The organism is Variovorax palleresanus, assembly GCF_051144945.1.
GTDB classification, from domain to species: domain Bacteria; phylum Pseudomonadota; class Gammaproteobacteria; order Burkholderiales; family Burkholderiaceae_C; genus Variovorax; species Variovorax paradoxus_S.
On record NZ_JBJNVP010000002.1, the window covers coordinates 1,982,544 to 2,000,879 of the forward strand.

Sequence of the window (18,336 nt, forward strand, 5' to 3'; positions counted from 1 at the left end):
AAAGCTCAGGCCGCCAGCCGCTCGAGCTGCGCCACGCGGTTCATCGCCACGTGCAGCGACATCAGCAGCCCCAGCCGGTTGAGGCGCAGGTCGGCCTGTTCGGCATTGACCATCACGCCGTCGAAGAAGGCATCGACCGGTTCGCGCAGCGCAGCCAATGTCTGCAGCGAAGCGGTGTAGTCGCCGGCATCGAACTGCGCATTGGCGGCGGGCACGACCTCGGCCATGGCGGCGTGCAGCGCCTTCTCGGCTGGCTCGTGCAGCAGCAGTTCGCTCACGTGCGCATCGGCTTCGGGCGCTTTCTTGAGGATGTTGCCGATGCGCTTGTTGGCGGCGGCCAGCGCGGCCGCGGCGGGCAGCGCGGCAAAGGCCCGCACGGCTGCCAGCAGCTTGGGCACTTCGCCCAGGCGCTGCGGTCGCGGCGCGAGCACGGCGTCGACTTCTTGCGCGCTGGCGCCCTGCTCGCGCAGGCTGCCGGCCAGCCGGTCGAGAATGAAGTCCTGCAGCAGGGCCGTGGCCTTGCCGGCGTCGAAGCCGTCGATGTCCTTGAACTGCGCGGCGGCGTCCTGCAGCAGCGCATCGAGCTTCAGCGGCAGGTTTTTCTCGATCAGCATGCGGATCACGCCGAGTGCGTGGCGGCGCAGCGCGAACGGGTCGCGGTCGCCGGTCGGCAGGTTGCCGATGCCGAACATGCCGACCAGGGTTTCGAGCTTGTCGGCCAGCGCGACCACCAGGCCCACGTTGTTGCGCGGCAGTTCATCGCCGGCAAAGCGCGGTTTGTAGTGGTCTTCGATCGCGTCGGCCACTTCGGCGGACAAGCCGTCGTGCAGCGCGTAGTAGCGGCCCATGGTGCCCTGCAGCTCCGGAAACTCGCCGACCATGTCGGTCACCAGATCGGCCTTGGCCAGCTGCGCCGCCTGCACCGCATGCGCGGTGAGCGTGGCGTTCCCCAGCGGCGCCGCAATGGCGCGCGCAATGCGCATCACGCGCTCGACGCGCTCGCCCTGGGTGCCGAGCTTGTTGTGATAGACCACCTTGCCCAGCGATTCGACACGCGAGGCCAGCGACTTCTTGCGGTCCTGGTCGAAGAAGAACTTGGCATCGGCCAGGCGCGGGCGCACCACGCGCTCGTTGCCGCCGACCACCGCGCTCGCATCCTCGGGGCTGATGTTGCTGACGACCAGGAACTTGTTGGTGAGCTTGTTCGATGCGTCGAGCAGCGGAAAGTATTTCTGGTTGGCCTTCATCGTGAGGATGAGGCACTCCTGCGGCACTTCGAGAAACTCGCGCTCGAAGCTGCAGACCAGCACGTTGGGCCGCTCGACCAGCGCCGTCACTTCGTCGAGCAGCGCGTCGTCGTCAATCGGCACGGTGCCGCCGCCGACCCGCACGGCCGCGGCTGCGAGCTGGCGCGCGATCTCGGTGCGGCGGGCCTGGAAGCTCGCGATGACCGCACCGTCGTCCTGCATCTGCAGCGCATAGCTGTTGGCGTCGCGCAGCACCACCGGGTCGACGGCCGCTTCAAAACGGTGGCCGTGGGTTTCGCGGCCCGCATGAAGACCCAGCGCCTCGACCGGCACCACGGCATCGCCGTGCAGCGCGACCAGGCCGTGCGCGGGGCGCACGAAGCTCACGCTGCTCCAGCCCGGCAGTTCGCAGCCGGTTTCGAGCTGGTAGCTCATCACCTTGGGAATCGGCAGCTTGGCGATCGCTTCGGCCAGCGCCTTTTGGAGGCCTTCGGCCAGGGTCGCGCCCTTGGCGGTGCTTTCGTGGAACAGGGCTTCGGCCTTGCCGTCCGGCGCGCGCTTGAGGCCTGGCACGGCCGAGGCGTCAGCGCCCAGCGCGGCCAGGCGCTTGAGCAGCGCGGGCGTGGGCTGGCCCGAGGCATCGAGCCCCACGGCCACGGGCATGAGCTTTTGCGACACGGCCTTGTCGGCGGCGCGCTCGGCCACGTGCGTGAGGTGCGCGGCCAGGCGGCGCGGCGATGCGTAGGCAGTGAGCACGGCCCCCGCCTCGGCGAGCCCCTGCGCCACGAGCTGGTCGCGCAGCACGCCGGCAAAGGCGTCACCGAGCTTCTTCAAAGCCTTGGGTGGCAATTCCTCGACAAACAGTTCGACAAGAAGGCTGGCAGACGACATGGCTCAGAGGGATAGGACGAAAACTGCGCCGCGGGCGGCGCCGGTCACGGGCACGCAGCGATGCGGCACCGTGGAAGGGAAGGAAAAGAAGCAGGCGCGGCTCATGCGGCAACGGCACCATTGTGGCGGCGCTCCATCGTGCGGCGCGCCATCAGCGCGAGCACCGCGGCCACCAGCAGCGGTGCCCAGACAGTGAACACCTCGTTGATCAGCACCTGCGCGCCGCGTGGCGAGAAGAAGCGCTTGAGCGCGATCGGCGACACCTCGATGGGCCGCCACGGGCTGAAGTAGCGCACGTCGCTGAACGGCCAGAAGAAGGCGATGCCGATGCCGCCGTTGGTCAGCATGTCCAACAGCGGATGCGACACGGTGCACAGCGAAATCCAGGCCCAGCCGATCGCCCGGCGCATGCCCCAGCGCGGCGCGAGCCACCAGCCGGCAAGGCCGAGCACCAGCGCGAACAGCAAGGTGTGCGTGAAGCCGCGGTGGCCGCCCATGCCGCCATAGGCGATGCCGAGCTTGAAGGCCAGGCCGTCGAAGTCGGGCACGATGGACGCGAGCATGCCCGCAAGCAGCGCCGCGACCGGCACGCGCCGCGTGCCCAGCCCGATGGCTGCGCAGACGGGAACGGCGACGTGGGTGAAGACGGTGGGCATGGGGCAGTTTCGGCAATGGCCTGACCGGTCAGGCTGCCTTCTTCGGCGGCATCTGCGCGACCCATTCGCGCGGCGCCATCGGGAAGCCCAGCCGCTCACGGCTCTCGTAGTAGCTCTGCGCCACGCTGCGCGCGAGGTTGCGGATGCGGCCGATGTAGGCCGCGCGCTCGGTCACGCTGATGGCGCCGCGCGCGTCCAGCAAATTGAAGCTGTGTGCGGCCTTGAGCACCTGCTCGTAGGCCGGCAGCGCGAGCTGCTCGGTCATGAGGTGCTTGGCCTGCTTCTCGTGCGCGGCAAAGGCGGTGAACAGGAACTCGGCGTCGCTGTGCTCGAAGTTGTAGGTCGACTGCTCGACCTCGTTCTGCTTGTAGACGTCGCCGTAGCTCAGGCCTTCGGTCCACGTGAGGTTGTAGACGTTGTCCACGCCCTGCAGGTACATCGCCAGGCGCTCGAGGCCGTAGGTGATCTCGCCGGTGATGGGCTTGCAGTCGATGCCGCCCACCTGCTGGAAGTAGGTGAACTGCGTCACCTCCATGCCGTTGAGCCAGACCTCCCAGCCCAGGCCCCAGGCGCCGAGCGTCGGATTTTCCCAGTCGTCCTCGACGAAGCGGATGTCGTTCTTCTTCAGGTCGAAGCCCAGCGCCTCCAGGCTGCCGAGGTACAGCTCCAGGATGTTGCTGGGCGCCGGCTTGAGCACCACCTGGTACTGGTAGTAGTGCTGCAGGCGGTTGGGGTTCTCGCCATAGCGGCCGTCCTTGGGGCGGCGGCTGGGCTGCACGTAGGCGGCCTTCCAGGGCTCGGGGCCGAGCGCGCGCAGGAAGGTGGCGGTGTGCGAGGTGCCCGCGCCCACTTCCATGTCGTACGGTTGCAGCAGCGCACAGCCCTTGTCGGCCCAGTACGACTGCAGTTTGAGAATGATTTGCTGGAAGGTCAACATGAAGCGGGCCGGCGTGACCGGGCGTTGGACGGTAGCGCGGCGGTTCACCGCGAAAGCAGACGATTTTACGGTCGGAGGGCAACTCTCCCACAGCCGGCCGGGATGCCGGCCGCCGGCGCGGCGCCGCGGGCCGTGCGATAACTCCGAGCCGGTTGCGCGCGATCTCCTCTCGATCGCCTCGCAATTGCCTTTTTCAAGTCTTTCCGAGCTTCTCCGAGCCCCTACCCCGGTCTCCCGCCCTCGCCCCGCAGTCTTGCACGAGCCCGCGGGACCCGCTCCTTTTCCGTTTCATCCAGACATGCCAGCGCCCTGCATCGGTCCGAGTTCCCCGTTATTCATCGTCCTCAATGCCGGCTCCGGCAGCGCGGACGCCGCCCAAATCCGCCGGATCGTCGAGGAGGGCTGCGCCGCGGCGGGCCGCCGGCACCGCATCTTCGTCGTCGGCGAACGCGCGACGGTGCAGGCGCTGGCGCGCGAGGCCGTCGAACGCGCCCGCGCCGTGGGTGGGGTGGTGGTGGCCGCGGGCGGCGACGGCACCGTCAACGCGGTGGCGCAGGCCACGCTCGGCAGCGGGCTGGCCTTTGGCGTGCTGCCGCAGGGCACCTTCAACTACTTCAGCCGCACCCACGGCATTCCGCGCGACACGGCAGAGGCGCTGCAGGTGCTGCTGACCGGGCAGCCCCGACCGGCGCAGGTGGGGCTGGTCAACGACCGCGTCTTTCTGGTGAATGCCAGCATGGGCCTGTACGCCGAGCTGCTGGAAGACCGCGAAAGCTACAAGGCGCGCTACGGCCGCAGCCGCTGGATCGCGTTCTTCGCCGGCCTCCTGACCGTGATGCGCGGCCACCGGCACTGGAACCTGCGCATGGCCTGGCGCGGCCAGGAGCGCGACCTGCGCACGCCGACGCTGTTCGTGGGCAACAACCCGTTGCAGTTGCTGCAGGTCGGCATCGAACACGCCGATGCGCCTGAAAACGGCCAGCTGGCTGCCGTGGCGCTGAAACCCATGGGGGTTCTTGCGATGCCGGGCCTCCTGGTGCGCGGCGCCCTGGGCCGGCTCGGCGGCGCCGACGAGGTATTGAGCTTTCCGTTCGAATCGATGACAGTGAAAGCAGGCCGCTCGCACGGCGCGCGCCGCGTGAAGGTGGCAACCGACGGCGAGGTCGCATGGGCCGAGATGCCGCTGCTGTTCCGCGTCTCCCCCGAGCCGCTGTGGCTGCTGCGGCCCGACATCGCGCCCGAACTGGAAGCCGCCAAGGAATGAGCTGCCTGCTTCAGATCTCCGACACGCATTTCGGCACCGAACGGCCCGAGGTGATGGAAGCGCTCGAACGGCTTGCGCATGCCTTGTCGCCGCAGGTGGTGGTGCTCTCGGGCGACATCACGCAGCGTGCCACGCGCGCCCAGTTCGCGACGGCGCGCGCCTTCGTCGACAGGCTGGCCGCGCCGGCCGTGATTGCCATTCCGGGCAACCACGACATTCCGCTTTTTCAGTTGGGGGCACGGCTGTTCGCGCCTTATGAAAGGTACGCCGGCGCATTCGGCACCGACCTGGAGCCGGTGTTCGAATCCGCCGAATGGCTGGTGGTCTCGGTCAACACCACGCGCTGGTACCGGCACGCGGACGGCGAGGTTTCATCCGCGCAGATCGAGCGGGTGGCGGCCCGGCTGGCGGGCGCTTCGCCCGAGCAGCTGCGCGTGGTGGTCACGCACCAGCCGGTGATGGTGACGCGGCAGGAAGACATGCGGAACCGACTGCACGGGCGCGAAGCCGCCGTGGCGCGCTGGTGCGCGGCCGGCGCCGACCTGATCCTCGGCGGGCACATCCACCTGCCGTTCGTGCGTTCGCTGCACGACGCCTATGCCGGCTGTCCGCGCACGACGTGGGCGGTGCAGGCCGGCACGGCGGTGTCGTCGCGCATGCGTGCGGGGCACCCCAATTCGGTGAACGTGCTGCGGCTGGGCGACGCGGAAGACGGCCGCGCCTGCCAAGCGGAGCGCTGGGACCATTCGGCCGCGGACAAGGCCTTCGTGTGCGCCAAAGTATTGCAGCTCCCGCTTGCCAGCGCCGCGGCACCCGCTTAGGGTGCGCGGCATGTTGACGGAAGCCCCTGCCCTCGTTCTGCTTGCGCGCCAGCTCGGCGAGCATTCCCTTGCATGGTTCGCATGCGTTCTCGCCCTTTCGGTGTTCGGCGCCGCCGTGGCCTGCCGGGCATGGCGGCAGCGCCGGGCCCGGACCCTGCCGACCGGGGAACCGGAAGAACCGCGGCTCGCGGCCGCGCTGGCGACGGGCTTCCTGGTGATCCTCGGGGCAGCGAGCCTGGTGGCGTACATCGCGTCGAAGCTCGGCGACGGACGCCTGCTCGGCCTGGCCGACCAGGCGCTGGCCGATGCCATCGGCGACCATGTGCCCTGGGCCGCCCTCGTCGCTTTCAGCTGGCTCACGCACCTGGGCGACGCCGAACTGCTCGCGCCGGTGTGCCTGGCAGTGGCCTGGCTGCTGTGGCGCAAGGCACATCATGGCCTGGCGCTGGGCTGGGTGATGGCGCTCGGGGGCATCGTGCTGCTGAACCCCGCCCTCAAGCGCATCTTCGCGCGGGCGCGGCCGCTGCACGACCATGGGCTGGCACTGGAAACGAGCTTCAGCTTTCCGAGCGGCCACAGCGCGGGCGCCATCGTGAGCTACGGGATGCTGACGTACTTGGCGCTGCGCCTGTTGCCGGCGCGCTGGCATGTGCCGGCGGCCATGGCGGCCGCGGCTGCCATCGTCACCATCGCGTGCAGCCGCGTCTTCCTGCAGGTGCATTTCGCAAGCGACGTGGCGGCCGGCCTGCTGACCGGCCTCGCCTGGCTGCTCGTGTGCGTGAGCAGCCTCGAATACGCGCGGCACCGCAAGCGGCGTGCCGCGCGCTGAGCGGGATCAATACTCCCAGAAGATGCGCTGGAGTTCTTTCGTGTCGCTGGTCTTGGTGAGGGCCACCATCGCGAGGATGCGCGCCTTCTGCGGGCGCAGGTCGTGCGCCACCACCCAGTCGTACTTGTCGTCGGGCTGCTCGGCATTGCGGATCACGAAGCCGTCGGCCACGCGCGAGCTGCGGATGATGATCGCGCCGTCGGTGCGCGCCTTCTGCAGGTTCGGCACGATGCGGTTGGCCACCGAGCCGTTGCCCGTGCCGCCATGGATGATCGCTTTCACGCCGCTCTTGGCGAACGCGTCGATGGCGATGGACGAAACGCCCTCGTAGCCCATGGCGATCTCGACCGGCGGCAGCGCGTTGATGGCGTCGATGTCGAATTCCGAAGCCATGGTGTGGCGCTTGACCGGCGCGCGGAACCAGTAGTTCTTGCCTTCGACCACCATGCCGAGCGGGCCCCACTGGCTCGAGAAGGCGCTGGTCTTGACATTGACGTTCTTGCTCACGTCGCGGCCGCTGTCGATGTTGTCGTTCATCGTCACGAGCACGCCCTTGCCCGCCGCATCCTTGCTGCCGGCCACGCTGACCGCGTCGTACAGGTTGAGCGCGCCGTCGGCCGAAAGGGCCGTGCCCGGGCGCATCGAACCGACCACGACGATCGGCTTGCTGGTGCGCACGGTGAGCGTCAGGAAGTAAGCTGTTTCTTCCAGCGTGTCGGTGCCGTGGGTGATGACGATGCCGTCCACGTCGGCCTGCTTGGACAGCGCGGAAACGCGCTTGGCCAGCGTCAGCAGGTTGTCGTTGGTGAGGCTTTCGGAAGCGACCTGGAACACCTGCTCGCCGCGCACGTTGGCGATCTTGGAGAGTTCAGGCAGGCCGGCAATCAGCTTGTCCACGCCGACCTTGGCGGCCACGTAGGTGGCGCTGTTGACGGCCGAGGCGCCTGCGCCCGCAATGGTGCCGCCGGTGGCCAGGATCACCACATTGGGCAACGCCTGCTGGGCTTGCGCCAGGGCGCTGGCCGCAAGCAGTGCGGCGCCGGCCGCGAAGGCCCTGAAACGGGGAGAAAGGTACATGAAGGAACTCCTTTGTCTTGAACGAATTTCTGGAAGCGGCGAGAAGATACATGAACCATGCCCGCATGCCCCGCGCTTCCATGCCGGCATGGCATGCGGCCATGCGGATTACCATCGCCGGGCGCACCGCCGCAAATCCATGCCAATGAACGCCGATCCCACCGCCCTTCCCCCGACCGCCGCCCAGGAAATGCCCGCCCCGGACGGACCGCTGTCGCGCGCCCGCCCCGGGCGCGAGCGCATCATGGCGGCCATCCGCTCGGCGGCGGTCACCGAGTTCAGCCTGCACGGCCTGAAGGGCACCTCGACACAGGCCATTGCCGCCCGCGCCGGTCTCACCAAGCCCCAGCTGCACTACTACATCGCCGGCAAGGAAGAGCTCTACGAGGAGCTGCTGATGCAGGTGCTGCATGCCTGGAAGGTGGTGTTCTCGTTCGAGGACGCCAGCGACCCGGCCACGGTGCTGGGCGACTACATCCGCAAGAAGCTCGACCACGCCTTCGACAACCCGGAGATCTCGCGCATCTTCACGCGCGAGGTGCTCGACGGCGGCCGCAATCTCGACCGCTACTGGCCCAATGCCAGGGCCTGGACGCAGAAAAAGGTCGACGTCATCAACGGCTGGATCGCGCGCGGGCAAATGCGCCCGCTCGACGCGCGCCTGCTCCTGATGCACATCTGGGCCATGACCCAGAGCTACGCCGACTACGCGATACAGACGCGCGTGATGCTCGGCCTGCCGCCCGACGCACCCATCGACCGCGAGCCGATTGCACGCGAGCTGGTGGCTTTCGTGCTGGGCGGCTGCGGGATCGACAGGCCGTAGCCGACCGCCGCGAGGCAGGTCAGACGAGGTTCACGCGGCCGGTTGCCAGATCGTAGATGCCGCCGACGACCCGGACCGCGCCGCTCTCGGCCATACCGCCGAGGATGGGGGCCGAGGTGGCCAGGCGTGCCACGCTCTGGCGCACGTTCTGCTCGGTGGCGGCTTCCAGCAAGGACGCCGGGTTGCGCCGCGTCGCGGCCTCCACGGCCGGCCGGATCGAGGCGACCAATCCGGGCAGGTGCCCCGGCAGCACGGCGTTTTCCTGCAGCACCTTGATGGTCGCGGCAATGGCGCCGCAGTTGCTGTGGCCGAGCACCATGATGAGAGGCACGTCGAGGAACTTGGCCGCGTATTCCATGCTGGCGATGGCGTCGTCATTGACGAAGTTGCCGGCCAGCCGCACCACGAAGAGATCGCCCGGGCCTTGGTCGAAGGCCAGTTCCGGCGCCACGCGCGAATCCGCGCAACTGAGAATCGCCGCGAACGGCTTCTGGCCCGTGGTGCGCGCCACGCGGCCGACGCTGAAGTCGCGCTGCGTCGGCTTGCCCTGTGCGTAGCGCAAGTTGCCTTGCACCAGTCGCCGGAGCGCGGCCTCGCCGCCGATGCGGTTGTCGGGCAGCGGCGTATCTGCCGCGAACGCATTGGCGCCGGAGGCCAAGGCAGCGAAAGCGGCGGCACCACTCAGCAACCGGCGGCGCGACGTTGCCGGCAATGTGGCGGAAGGAAGGCAATCACACATGAGGAACTCCGTTCTTGGTGAATAGTGAGCTCGCCGGTTGCCCGGCAGGGAAGGCCGGGGGGCTTTCGCACCGGCGTGCGAATTGTTACGCTCTGTATCGCAAATAACAAAGTCCAAAAATTGCATGGATTCGATGCCGCCGCCGGATCTGGCGCTTTCCATCTCTCATGAGGCCCGCTGCAAGGCGGTCGCGCTCTATTGCGACGCGATCGTGCGCATGCACTGGGGCGAGAGGCTCATCAACAAGATCTTCGGCCGCGTCATGCAGTCGCACGCCGCCGGGCGGCTGGTCGTGCAGCACTACCGCTGGAAAGAAGAAGGCGCCGAACGCCCCACGCTGGCGCTGCTGCAGCGAAACGCGAGCCACGGTACGCGCACGCTGGCCAGCTTCGTCACCGTCCTGCGGCTCACGGGCATGGTGGCGGCGGAGGCCGACCCCCGTGACCGTCGCGTGCGGTACCTGGTGCCACAGGAGCGGCTCATCGGCGGGCTGCGCGCATGGATTGCCCACCATCTGCGCTGCTGCGAGGCGCTGGGCCTGCTCGATGCCGGCCACGCGGCGAGGCTCACGGACGATGCCGCCTTCTTCGATGCCTTTGTCTGCCGGGCCGGCAGCATCCTGGACCGGGTCGTGTCGCACCGCGGCCGCTTCGGCGGCTGGAGCTGGTTCGACGACCGCGACGGCGGCGGGCGCGTCGCGATGCTGCTGTTACGCGATCATTTCAAGGCCAACCCCGAGGCTCGGTCGCCCTTGCTGGCGTTTCCGCTGCGCGCCCACGAACTCGCCGACGGGCTGGGACTGTCGCACTCGCACGTGCGCGGCATGTTGAAGGAGGCGATAGAGGCGGGCCATCTTGCTCACGATGCGGGGCGCGCGCAGGTGCGGCTCACGCCTCGCTTCCTTGATGAAACGATGAGCTGGCTACTGCACTTCCTGTCGTGGTTTGCCGAGGTCGCGCATGCGGCCCGGCGGGCCTGCTGAAAACGCCGCACGGCGTGGGGCGGTGCGGCTTCAGGCGGTCGCGGAAATGACTTCGTCGATGCGCGCATCGTTCGTGGCTTCGGGCCGGCTGCGCGTCCTGCTGCGCTGCCCGTCGATGGCCACGGCGGCTTCGCCATGCACCGTCACGCGCCGCACCAGGCGCGGCTGGTTGCCGTAGTCGTTGATCGCAAAGTGCTGCGTGGCGCGGTTGTCCCAGATCGCCACGTCGTCCTGCTGCCAGCTCCAGCGCACCGTGTTCTCCAGGCGGGTCACGCGGTTCTGCAACAGCTCGAAGATGCGCGCCGACTCGCCGCTCGACAACCCCACCAGCTTCTTCACGAAATGCCCGAGCAGCAGCGCGCGCTCGCCCGAGACCGGGTGCACGTGCACCACCGGATGCTCGGCTTCGTACACCGCCGAGACGAACACGTTGCGGTGGTGGCGCAGGCGTTCTTCTTCCACCTGCACGCGGTCGGCGCCGTAGTCGTAGTCGTTGCTGTGCACGGCCCAGAGCTGATCGGCCAGTTGCTTCAGTTGCGCGGGAAGGCGCTCGTAGGCCAGGGCGGTGTTGGCCCACACCGTGTCGCCGCCATAGGCAGGAATCTTGACGCCGCGCAGGATGGATATCTTGGGAAAGGCATCGACGAAGGTCACGTCGGTATGCCACGAATCTGCGCGCCCGCCGCCCTTGGAGGCGTCGAGCTCGAACAGCTTGGTGCCCGTGGGCGACGGCACCGTGGGATGCGCCACCGTGCGGCCAAAGCGCGCGCCGAACGCCTGGTGCGCGGCGTCGTCGAGATGATCCTGCCCGCGGAAGAACAACACCTTGTGCTTCACCAGCGCTGCGTCGAGCTGCTCGATCGCTTCCCGCGGCAGGTCGGCGGACAGCTTCAGGTTCTGCACCTCGCCGCCGATGTGGCCCGCGACGCGGCGGATGCGCAGCTCGCCGAAGCTCGTATCGAAGGGCGTAGTGAGGGCGTGATCGCTCATCTGGGGAATCTCCTGTTCATGCAGCTGGAAACCCGGCAAGGCCGGAGGCCGCCGATTCTCTGCGTGCATGTGGCTGCGCCCAACGAACGAGTCTGCGTTTCGACATGCGCGAATCTTCTAAGCAGGAAGGCGCGTGGAACCGCTCCGCATTGGCCGATCCCCAGTCCGGTGCATCCGGACTGGCACGTCGCTTGCATAACCTGACCACTTGCTCTGATTAATCGGTCAAACACCATGCGCGTGCTCGTCGTCTACTGTCATCCGGTCGAAACCAGCTTCCACGCGGCCCTCCACCAGGAGGTGCTGAAGAACCTGCGCGCGGCCGGCCACGAGGTGGACGATTGCGATCTGTACGCCGAGGGCTTCGATCCGGTGCTCTCGCGCGAGGAGCGTCTCGGATACCACGACGTGCCGGGCAACCAGTTGCCGCTCAAGCCTTACGTGGAACGGCTGCAGTGGGCCGAGGGCATCGTGTTCTGTTTTCCGACCTGGTGCTTCGGCCTGCCCGCGATGCTGAAGGGGTACTTCGACCGGCTCTTCATGCCGGGCGTGGCCTTCGACATCAGCGACCCGGCCGACGTGAAGCCGATGCTCACGCACATCAAGCGCATCAGCGCCGTGGTCACCTATGGCCGGCCGCGCTGGATGGCCTGGTACATGGGCGACCCGCCGCGCAAGATCGTCACGCGCTACATGCTGCGGCTCACGGGCCGGCGCGCCAAGGTGGACTACCACGCCCACTATCACATGAACGTGGCGACCGAGCCCCAACTCAAGCGCTTCATGGCACGGGTGGGCACCGCGATGGCGCGCTTCGCATGAACGCCGCGCCTTCGCTGCTCGACAACGCGCGCCTCCCGCGTTGGCTGCTGCCTTCGGACTGGCCCCAGCGCGATGGCGTGCCGGTACTGGCACGCCTTGCGCTGGAAGCCGGCCGCGTGCAGTCGGTGCGGCCCGCGTCCACTGACGACGCCGCGCGCTCCGCCGAAAGCTGGGACCTCGCGGGTACGCTCGCGCTGCCGGGCTTCGTCGACGCCCACACGCACCTCGACAAGGCCTTCACGCTGCCGCGCATGAAAGCGGTGCAGCCGGGCCTGCTCGGCGCCATCGACGCGATGCTGAACGACCGCGTGCACTGGAGCGCCGGCGACGTGCACGAGCGCGCCTCGCGCGGGCTGCAGTGGGCCTGGGAGTGCGGCACCACGCACGTGCGCACCCACGTCGACTGGTGGGAGCCCGATGCGGTGCCGCTGGCCTGGCCCGTGATGGCCGAGTTGGCGGAGGAATGGGCGGGCCGGGTGCGGCTGGAGCAGGTCAGCCTCATCAAGCTGCCGTTGTTCGAAGACGCGGCGCGGGCCATGCGGCTCGCAAGGCAGGTGAAGGCCACAGGGCCGCATGCGCTGCTCGGCGGCTTCGTGCACTCCACCAACTGGAGCGAGAACGCGCTGCGCAACCTGCTGGTGTCGGCGCAGGCCTGCGATCTGGACGTCGACCTGCACGTGGACGAAGAACTGAATTCAGCGGCGGTCGGCTTGCAGACCACCGCCCGCATCCTGCGCGAGATCGGCTTCGAAGGCCGCGTGGTCTGTGGCCACATCTGCGCGCTGGCCGCGCAGCCCGAGGCCCAGGCCTTTGCCACGCTCGATGCGGTGGCGCGCGCACCGATCACTGTGGTGTCGCTGCCGGCCACCAACCTGCTGCTGCAGGACGCGGTGACGGGCCGCACCCCGCGCCTGCGCGGCATCACGCTGGTGAAGGAAGCGCGCGAGCGCGGCATTCCGCTGCTGTTTGCGAGCGACAACGTGCAAGACCCGTTCTGCCGGCTCGGCAGCTTCGATCCCGTCGAGGCGCTGAGTACCGCCGCGCTGGTGGCGCAGCTCGAGGAGCCCTTCGACAACTGGTCGCAGGCGCTGTGCCGCGGCGACTGGCTGCAGCGTGGGCCCGCCACGACGGCGCCCACGCTGGTCGGTGCCAAGGCCGATCTGGTGCTGTTCACGCAGGCCGACCGCCACGGCTGGCCCTCGCGCTCGGCCACTCGCGCGGTGCTGCGCGAAGGCCGCGTCACGCACGGCGATGCGACGCCCTTTCTTCCCCGCTAACGCACAAGGACACCCCATGCTCCACGGCTACATTCCGCCCCATCGCTTCCTGCCCTACCTGAGCTGGACCGAAATCGCCGCCCTGCCCGACCGCGAGAACACCGTCATCGTGCTGCCCTGCGGCGCCATCGAGCAGCACGGCCCGCACCTGCCCTGCTCGGTCGACAGCGTGATTTCATCGGGCGTGATGGGCAAGGCGCTCGAGAAGCTGCCGGCCGAAGTGCGCGCCTTCGCGCTGCCGACCATCACCTATGGCAAGTCGGAAGAGCACCTGCACTTTCCCGGCACCATGACGCTGACCGGCACCACGCTCTTGTCGACCGTGACAGAGATCGGCGAATCGGTCTACCGCGCGGGCTTTCGCAAGCTGCTCTTTGCCAATGGCCACGGCGGCCAGCCGCAGGTGCTGGAGATGGCGGCACGCGAACTGCGCCTCAGGCATGGTGACTTCGTGGTGGTGCCGCATGGCGTGTCGCGCCTGCCGAACGCATCGAGCAAGCAGATCAGCGAGCAGGAAAAGCGCCTCTCGATGCACGCCGGCCATTCCGAGACCGCGTTGATGCTGGCGCTCGCGCCCGACACGGTGCACATGGAGCGCGCGGCCGCCAACTTTCCGCCGCCCTTCCCGATCAAGCTGCTGTCGGCCGACGGCCGCCCGGCCTGCGCATGGACCGCGCGCGACTTCGGCCCCAGCGGCGTGATCGGCGACCCGACCAGCGCCACGCGCGAGCAGGGCGAAGAAATCCTGGACACGCTTTCCGACAGCTGGGTGCAGGCGCTGACCGAGCTGCATGCGCTGCGCTGGGTTGTGCGCGAGGAAGCCACCTGGGAGCGCGGCCACCAGCAAGGCTTCATCCAGCAGTCGTTCGAGCCCGCCTGAGGCGCGCTACTTGCATCGGTCCACCGGTTTTTTCAACTGTTCTTCCACCAGACCCGAGAGGTTCCCACCATGCGTTCTTTCGCTCTTTCCATGGCCGGCGCCGCCGCGCTCGCACTGCTGACCGCCGCCGCACCGGCCCAGGCACAGGACAAGTTCACCTACATGACCAACTGGTATGCGCAGGCCGAGCACGGCGGCTTCTACCAGGCGGTGGCGCAAGGCATCTACAAGAAGTACGGGCTCGACGTGACCATCAAGATGGGCGGTCCCCAGGTCAACATCACGCAGATGATGGCCGCGGGCCAGGCCGACTGCATCATGGGTTCGAGCGACATTCAGATGATGCAGGTGCGCGAAGGCGGCGTGCCAGTGGTCAACGTGGCGGCCTTCTTCCAGAAGGATCCGCAGGTTCTGATCGCGCACGACGACGTGAAGAAGTTCGAAGACCTGAAGGGCAAGACGCTCCTGATCGGCGCGCAGGCGCAGCGCGGCTACTGGCCGTGGCTCAAGGCCAAGTTCGGCCTTACCGATGAACAGACGCGGCCCTACACCTTCAACATCCAGCCCTTCGTGGCCGACAAGAACACGGCGCAGCAAGGCTACCTGACCTCGGAGCCCTACGCCATCCAGAAGGCCGGCGTAAAGAGCACCGTGCTGATGTTCAGCGACCACGGCTTCCCGGCGTATGCCACCACGGTGTCGTGCATGGAAAAGACGGTGAAGGAGCGCAGCAAGCAGGTGGAAGCCTTCGTCAAGGCTTCGGCCGAGGGCTGGAAGAGCTACCTCGCCGATCCGGCGCCCGCCAATGCGCTGATCAAGAAGGACAACCCCAACATGACCGACGACCAGCTGGCCTACAGCGTCGCCAAGCTGAAGGAAATGGGCATGATCACCGGCGGCGACGCGGCCAAGCTCGGCATCGGCGTGATCACCGATGCACGCTCCAAGGCGAGCTACGACTTCCTCGTCGCCGCCAAGCTGCTCGACCCGGCGAAGGTGGAACTCGCCAAGACCTACACCACCGAGTTCGTGAAGGACGCCAAGGTTCTGCCTTGAGCCCTGTGCCATGAATCGCATCGAGCCCCACACCCTCGCGCCGCCCGCGGTGCCAGCCGTGCCCGCGGTGGAAGTTCTCTCGGCCGAGAAGACCTATCCCAACGGCACGCAGGCGCTGCTGCCGGTGGACCTGTCGATCGCCGAGGGCGAGTTCGTCACCCTGCTCGGGCCCTCGGGCTGCGGCAAGAGCACGCTGCTGAAGATGGTGGCGGGCATGCTCGAGCCCAGCGACGGGCGGCTCCTGGTGTGGCGCAAGCCGGTCGCCGAGATTCACAGCTGCCCGCACAAGCTGTCCTTCGTGTTCCAGTCGGCCACGCTGATGCCGTGGGCGAGCGTGCGCACCAACGTGCGGCTTCCGCTCGACCTGGCCGGCGTGCCGCGCAAGGAGGCCGACGCGCGCGTGACGGAATCGCTTGCACTGGTCGGCCTGGAGAAGTTTGCCGACGCCCTGCCGCGCGCGCTCTCGGGGGGCATGCAGATGCGCGTGTCGATCGCGCGCGGGCTGGTCACCCAGCCCGACCTGCTGCTGATGGACGAGCCCTTTGGCGCCCTCGACGAGATCACGCGCCACAAGCTCGATGCCGACCTGCTCGACCTGTGGCGCAAGAAGAAGCTCACGGTGATCTTCGTCACGCACTCGATCCATGAGGCGGTGTTCCTCTCGACCCGCGTGGTGATGATGGCAGCGCGGCCGGGCCGCGTGGTGGAACAATTCCACATCGACGAGCCCTACCTGCGCACACCCGACTTCATGGTGACGCCGGAATTCGCGCGCCATGCCAAGCGCCTGCAGGACAGCCTGCTGCGCGCGAGCCAAGGCGACGAGGAGCACGCGCGATGAAGAAGAGCCCGCCCCTTCTGAGCCAACCGCGTGTGCAGCGCGTGCTCTACCCCGTGCTCATCGGCGTGGTGCTGGTGGCGCTGTGGCAGTGGATGGTGGTTGCCATGGAGCTGCCGCCGTACCTGGTGCCTTCGCCCTTCCTCATGGTGCAGACGCTCGTCACCGACTGGGTGCCGCTCGGCAATGCGCTCCTGGTCACGCTCAAGATCACGCTGCTGTCGTTCGCGCTGGCCACGGTCGCGGGGGTGTTGATCTCGTTCCTGTTCGTGCAGAGCAAGCGCATCGAGACCGCGCTCTTTCCGTATGCGGTACTGCTGCAGGTCACGCCCATCGTCGCGGTGGCGCCGCTCATCATCATCTGGGTGAAGAACCCGGTGGCGGCGATGACGGTGTGCGCCGCGCTGGTGGCGCTGTTTCCGATCATCAGCAACACCACGCTCGGGCTGCGCAGCATCGACCCCGACCTGCAGAGCTACTTCAAGCTCAACCGCGCCACGCGCTGGCAGCAACTGGTGCGGCTGCGCATTCCCAGCGCGCTGCCGTACTTCTTCGGCGGGCTGCGCATCTCGAGCGGCCTGGCGCTGATCGGCGCGGTGGTGGCCGAGTTCGTGGCCGGCACCGGCGGCTCGGGCGCGGGGCTGGCCTACCAGATTCTCCAGGCCGGCTTTCAACTGAACATTCCGCGCATGTTCGCCGCGCTGCTGCTAATTTCGCTGACCGGCGTCGCGCTGTTCGTGCTGATGGCCTGGCTCACCAAGCTGGCGCTGGGCTCATGGCACGCGAGCGAACTTTCCCAGGATTGAAAACCTTGACCATGAACGCTTCCATTTCCATCATCGAACAGCTGCTGTTCGACCTGCCCGACCTCGACTGGATCACCGACGAAAGCCGTGTCGCGCGGCTGTCGCAAGACTTCTCGTGGTTCAGCCCGGTGCTGAACCGCCAGTTGAAAGACAAGCGCGCCGACGTGGTCGTGCGTCCGCGCACCGAGGAAGAGATTCGCGCCGTGGTCGGCGCCTGCGCGCGGCACAACGTGCCGATCACCATTCGCGGCAGCGGCACCGGCAACTATGGCCAGACCACGCCGCTGGCGGGCGGCGTGGTGCTCGACATGACAGGCTACAACGCCTTTCTGTGGGTGAAGCCCGGCGTGGCGCGCGCGCAGGCCGGCATTCGCCTGGGTGAGCTCGAGAAGCAAACCAAACCTTCGGGACAGGAGATGCGCTGCCTGCCCTCGACTTACCGCAGCGCCACGCTGGGCGGACTGTTCGGCGGCGGCTTCGGCGGCGTGGGCTCCATCAACTATGGGCCGCTCGGCGCACCGGGCAATGTGCTCGGCATCCGCGCGATGACCATCGAGGCGGAGCCGCAGATGATCGAGCTGCGCGGGCCGGAGGCCATGCGCATGCATCACCTCTGGGGCACCAACGGACTGGTGCTGGAACTCGAGATTGCATTGGCGCCGGCGCACCCCTGGCTCGAGACGCTGGTGACCTTCGACGGTTTTGCAGACGCGCTGCACTTCGCCGACAAGCTGGCGAACGCGCCGGGCATCGTGAAGCGGGAGATCGCATTCTTCGGCGCGCCGATTGCGGACCACCTCGCGCAGCTTGCCGCGCACCTGCCCAAGGGCTGCCACACGGTGCTGTCGCTGATGGCCGAATCATGCGAGGCCGCATTGCTGCAGCTGGCCGAAGCGCATGGCGGCACGGTGGGCTACCGCAAGACGGCAGCCGAGGTGCAGAAGAGCAACCGCACGCTGATGGAGTTCACCTGGAACCACACGACGCTGCATGCGCTCAAGGTGGACCCGACGCTCACGTACCTGCAGAGCGGCTTCGTGCCGGGCCGGCATGTCGAGCAGATCATCGAGATGGAACAACTGCTCGGTGGCGAGGTGCTGATGCATGTCGAGTTCCTGCGCAACGTGGCGGGGCTCATGACCTGCAGCGGATTGCAGCTGGTGCGTTTCAGCACCGAGGAGCGGCTCGCGGAGATCATCGACATTCACCGTGCGCACGGCGTGCACATCAACAACCCACACGTGAACATCGTGGAAGACGGCAAGGCAGGCGGGCCGCTGCCGCCGGAGGTCATCGAGACGAAGAAGCGCTTCGATCCGATGGGCCTGCTGAATCCGGGCAAGCTGCGCGACTGGCCGGTGAAAACGGCGCCGGCCGCCGGCTGACCAGGGCGCGGGC

18 protein-coding genes are annotated in these 18,336 nt (G+C 67.9%); 12 read left to right on the forward strand and 6 right to left on the reverse strand.

What is annotated here, in order from left to right:
* Positions 1-5 precede the first annotated feature (5 nt).
* The 3 genes from glyS to glyQ form a co-directional block, all read right to left on the reverse strand.
* A complete protein-coding gene (gene glyS / locus ACJ7Z0_RS13175; protein WP_431127199.1) occupies positions 6-2,138 on the reverse strand; it encodes a glycine--tRNA ligase subunit beta in 2,133 nt (710 codons plus the stop codon).
* Between the two features lie 101 nt (positions 2,139-2,239).
* Positions 2,240-2,794 carry a metal-dependent hydrolase gene (locus ACJ7Z0_RS13180; protein WP_434790206.1) on the reverse strand — a complete coding sequence of 185 codons (555 nt, stop codon included), beginning with the start codon at positions 2,792-2,794 and terminating at the stop codon, positions 2,240-2,242.
* Between the two features lie 28 nt (positions 2,795-2,822).
* The gene (glyQ, locus tag ACJ7Z0_RS13185) at positions 2,823-3,731 is read right to left on the reverse strand and encodes a glycine--tRNA ligase subunit alpha (RefSeq protein ID WP_093017376.1); all 909 of its coding nucleotides are present in this window, start codon (positions 3,729-3,731) and stop codon (positions 2,823-2,825) included.
* Between the two features lie 298 nt (positions 3,732-4,029).
* Here glyQ and ACJ7Z0_RS13190 point away from each other — a divergent pair, with 298 nt between their 5' ends.
* From ACJ7Z0_RS13190 to ACJ7Z0_RS13200, 3 genes are read left to right on the forward strand one after another with little or no spacing between them, the layout of a single operon-like run.
* A complete protein-coding gene (locus tag ACJ7Z0_RS13190) occupies positions 4,030-4,995 on the forward strand; it encodes a diacylglycerol/lipid kinase family protein (RefSeq protein ID WP_434790207.1) in 966 nt (321 codons plus the stop codon).
* The gene (locus tag ACJ7Z0_RS13195; RefSeq protein WP_434790208.1) at positions 4,992-5,816 is read left to right on the forward strand and encodes a metallophosphoesterase family protein; all 825 of its coding nucleotides are present in this window, start codon (positions 4,992-4,994) and stop codon (positions 5,814-5,816) included. The genes ACJ7Z0_RS13190 and ACJ7Z0_RS13195 overlap by 4 nt, the downstream gene beginning before the upstream one ends.
* 10 nt (positions 5,817-5,826) lie before the next feature.
* Positions 5,827-6,645, forward strand: coding sequence for a phosphatase PAP2 family protein (locus tag ACJ7Z0_RS13200; protein WP_434790209.1), 819 nt, complete (start codon positions 5,827-5,829; stop codon positions 6,643-6,645).
* A 6-nt stretch (positions 6,646-6,651) separates the two neighbouring features.
* Here the strand turns inward: ACJ7Z0_RS13200 and ACJ7Z0_RS13205 are convergent, their stop codons facing one another.
* The gene (locus tag ACJ7Z0_RS13205; protein WP_434790210.1) at positions 6,652-7,722 is read right to left on the reverse strand and encodes an asparaginase; all 1,071 of its coding nucleotides are present in this window, start codon (positions 7,720-7,722) and stop codon (positions 6,652-6,654) included.
* 145 nt (positions 7,723-7,867) lie between these two features.
* Here ACJ7Z0_RS13205 and ACJ7Z0_RS13210 point away from each other — a divergent pair, with 145 nt between their 5' ends.
* Positions 7,868-8,548, forward strand: coding sequence for a TetR family transcriptional regulator C-terminal domain-containing protein (locus ACJ7Z0_RS13210; protein ID WP_434790211.1), 681 nt, complete (start codon positions 7,868-7,870; stop codon positions 8,546-8,548).
* Between the two features lie 19 nt (positions 8,549-8,567).
* On the opposite strand, the gene ACJ7Z0_RS13215 is transcribed toward ACJ7Z0_RS13210, so the two are convergent.
* A complete protein-coding gene (locus ACJ7Z0_RS13215; RefSeq protein ID WP_434790212.1) occupies positions 8,568-9,287 on the reverse strand; it encodes a carbonic anhydrase in 720 nt (239 codons plus the stop codon).
* A gap of 124 nt (positions 9,288-9,411) precedes the next feature.
* Between ACJ7Z0_RS13215 and ACJ7Z0_RS13220 the strand changes: the two genes are divergently transcribed.
* Positions 9,412-10,269: a hypothetical protein gene (locus ACJ7Z0_RS13220; protein WP_434790213.1), complete on the forward strand. Its 858-nt coding sequence runs from the start codon at positions 9,412-9,414 to the stop codon at positions 10,267-10,269.
* A 30-nt stretch (positions 10,270-10,299) separates the two neighbouring features.
* On the opposite strand, the gene ACJ7Z0_RS13225 is transcribed toward ACJ7Z0_RS13220, so the two are convergent.
* Entirely contained in the window at positions 10,300-11,259 is a 960-nt protein-coding gene (locus tag ACJ7Z0_RS13225; protein WP_434790214.1) for a TauD/TfdA dioxygenase family protein, read from the reverse strand.
* 234 nt (positions 11,260-11,493) lie between these two features.
* Here ACJ7Z0_RS13225 and ACJ7Z0_RS13230 point away from each other — a divergent pair, with 234 nt between their 5' ends.
* The 7 genes from ACJ7Z0_RS13230 (at position 11,494) to ACJ7Z0_RS13260 (ending at position 18,323) form a co-directional block, all read left to right on the forward strand.
* Positions 11,494-12,081: an NAD(P)H-dependent oxidoreductase gene (locus ACJ7Z0_RS13230; protein WP_434790215.1), complete on the forward strand. Its 588-nt coding sequence runs from the start codon at positions 11,494-11,496 to the stop codon at positions 12,079-12,081.
* Positions 12,078-13,358, forward strand: a complete 1,281-nt coding sequence (locus ACJ7Z0_RS13235; RefSeq protein WP_434790216.1) for an amidohydrolase family protein — start codon at positions 12,078-12,080, stop codon at positions 13,356-13,358. The genes ACJ7Z0_RS13230 and ACJ7Z0_RS13235 overlap by 4 nt, the downstream gene beginning before the upstream one ends.
* Positions 13,359-13,374: 16 nt before the next feature.
* Positions 13,375-14,238, forward strand: coding sequence for a creatininase family protein (locus ACJ7Z0_RS13240; RefSeq protein ID WP_434790217.1), 864 nt, complete (start codon positions 13,375-13,377; stop codon positions 14,236-14,238).
* Positions 14,239-14,307: 69 nt separating this feature from the next.
* Entirely contained in the window at positions 14,308-15,294 is a 987-nt protein-coding gene (locus ACJ7Z0_RS13245; protein ID WP_434790218.1) for an ABC transporter substrate-binding protein, read from the forward strand.
* A 10-nt stretch (positions 15,295-15,304) separates the two neighbouring features.
* Positions 15,305-16,135, forward strand: coding sequence for an ABC transporter ATP-binding protein (locus ACJ7Z0_RS13250; protein WP_434790219.1), 831 nt, complete (start codon positions 15,305-15,307; stop codon positions 16,133-16,135).
* On the forward strand, positions 16,132-16,938 hold the full coding sequence (locus ACJ7Z0_RS13255) for an ABC transporter permease (RefSeq protein WP_431127157.1): 807 nt from the start codon (positions 16,132-16,134) through the stop codon (positions 16,936-16,938). Before ACJ7Z0_RS13250 ends, ACJ7Z0_RS13255 begins: the two co-directional genes overlap by 4 nt.
* A gap of 11 nt (positions 16,939-16,949) precedes the next feature.
* Positions 16,950-18,323: an FAD-binding oxidoreductase gene (locus ACJ7Z0_RS13260; protein WP_434790220.1), complete on the forward strand. Its 1,374-nt coding sequence runs from the start codon at positions 16,950-16,952 to the stop codon at positions 18,321-18,323.
* Positions 18,324-18,336 lie beyond the last annotated feature (13 nt).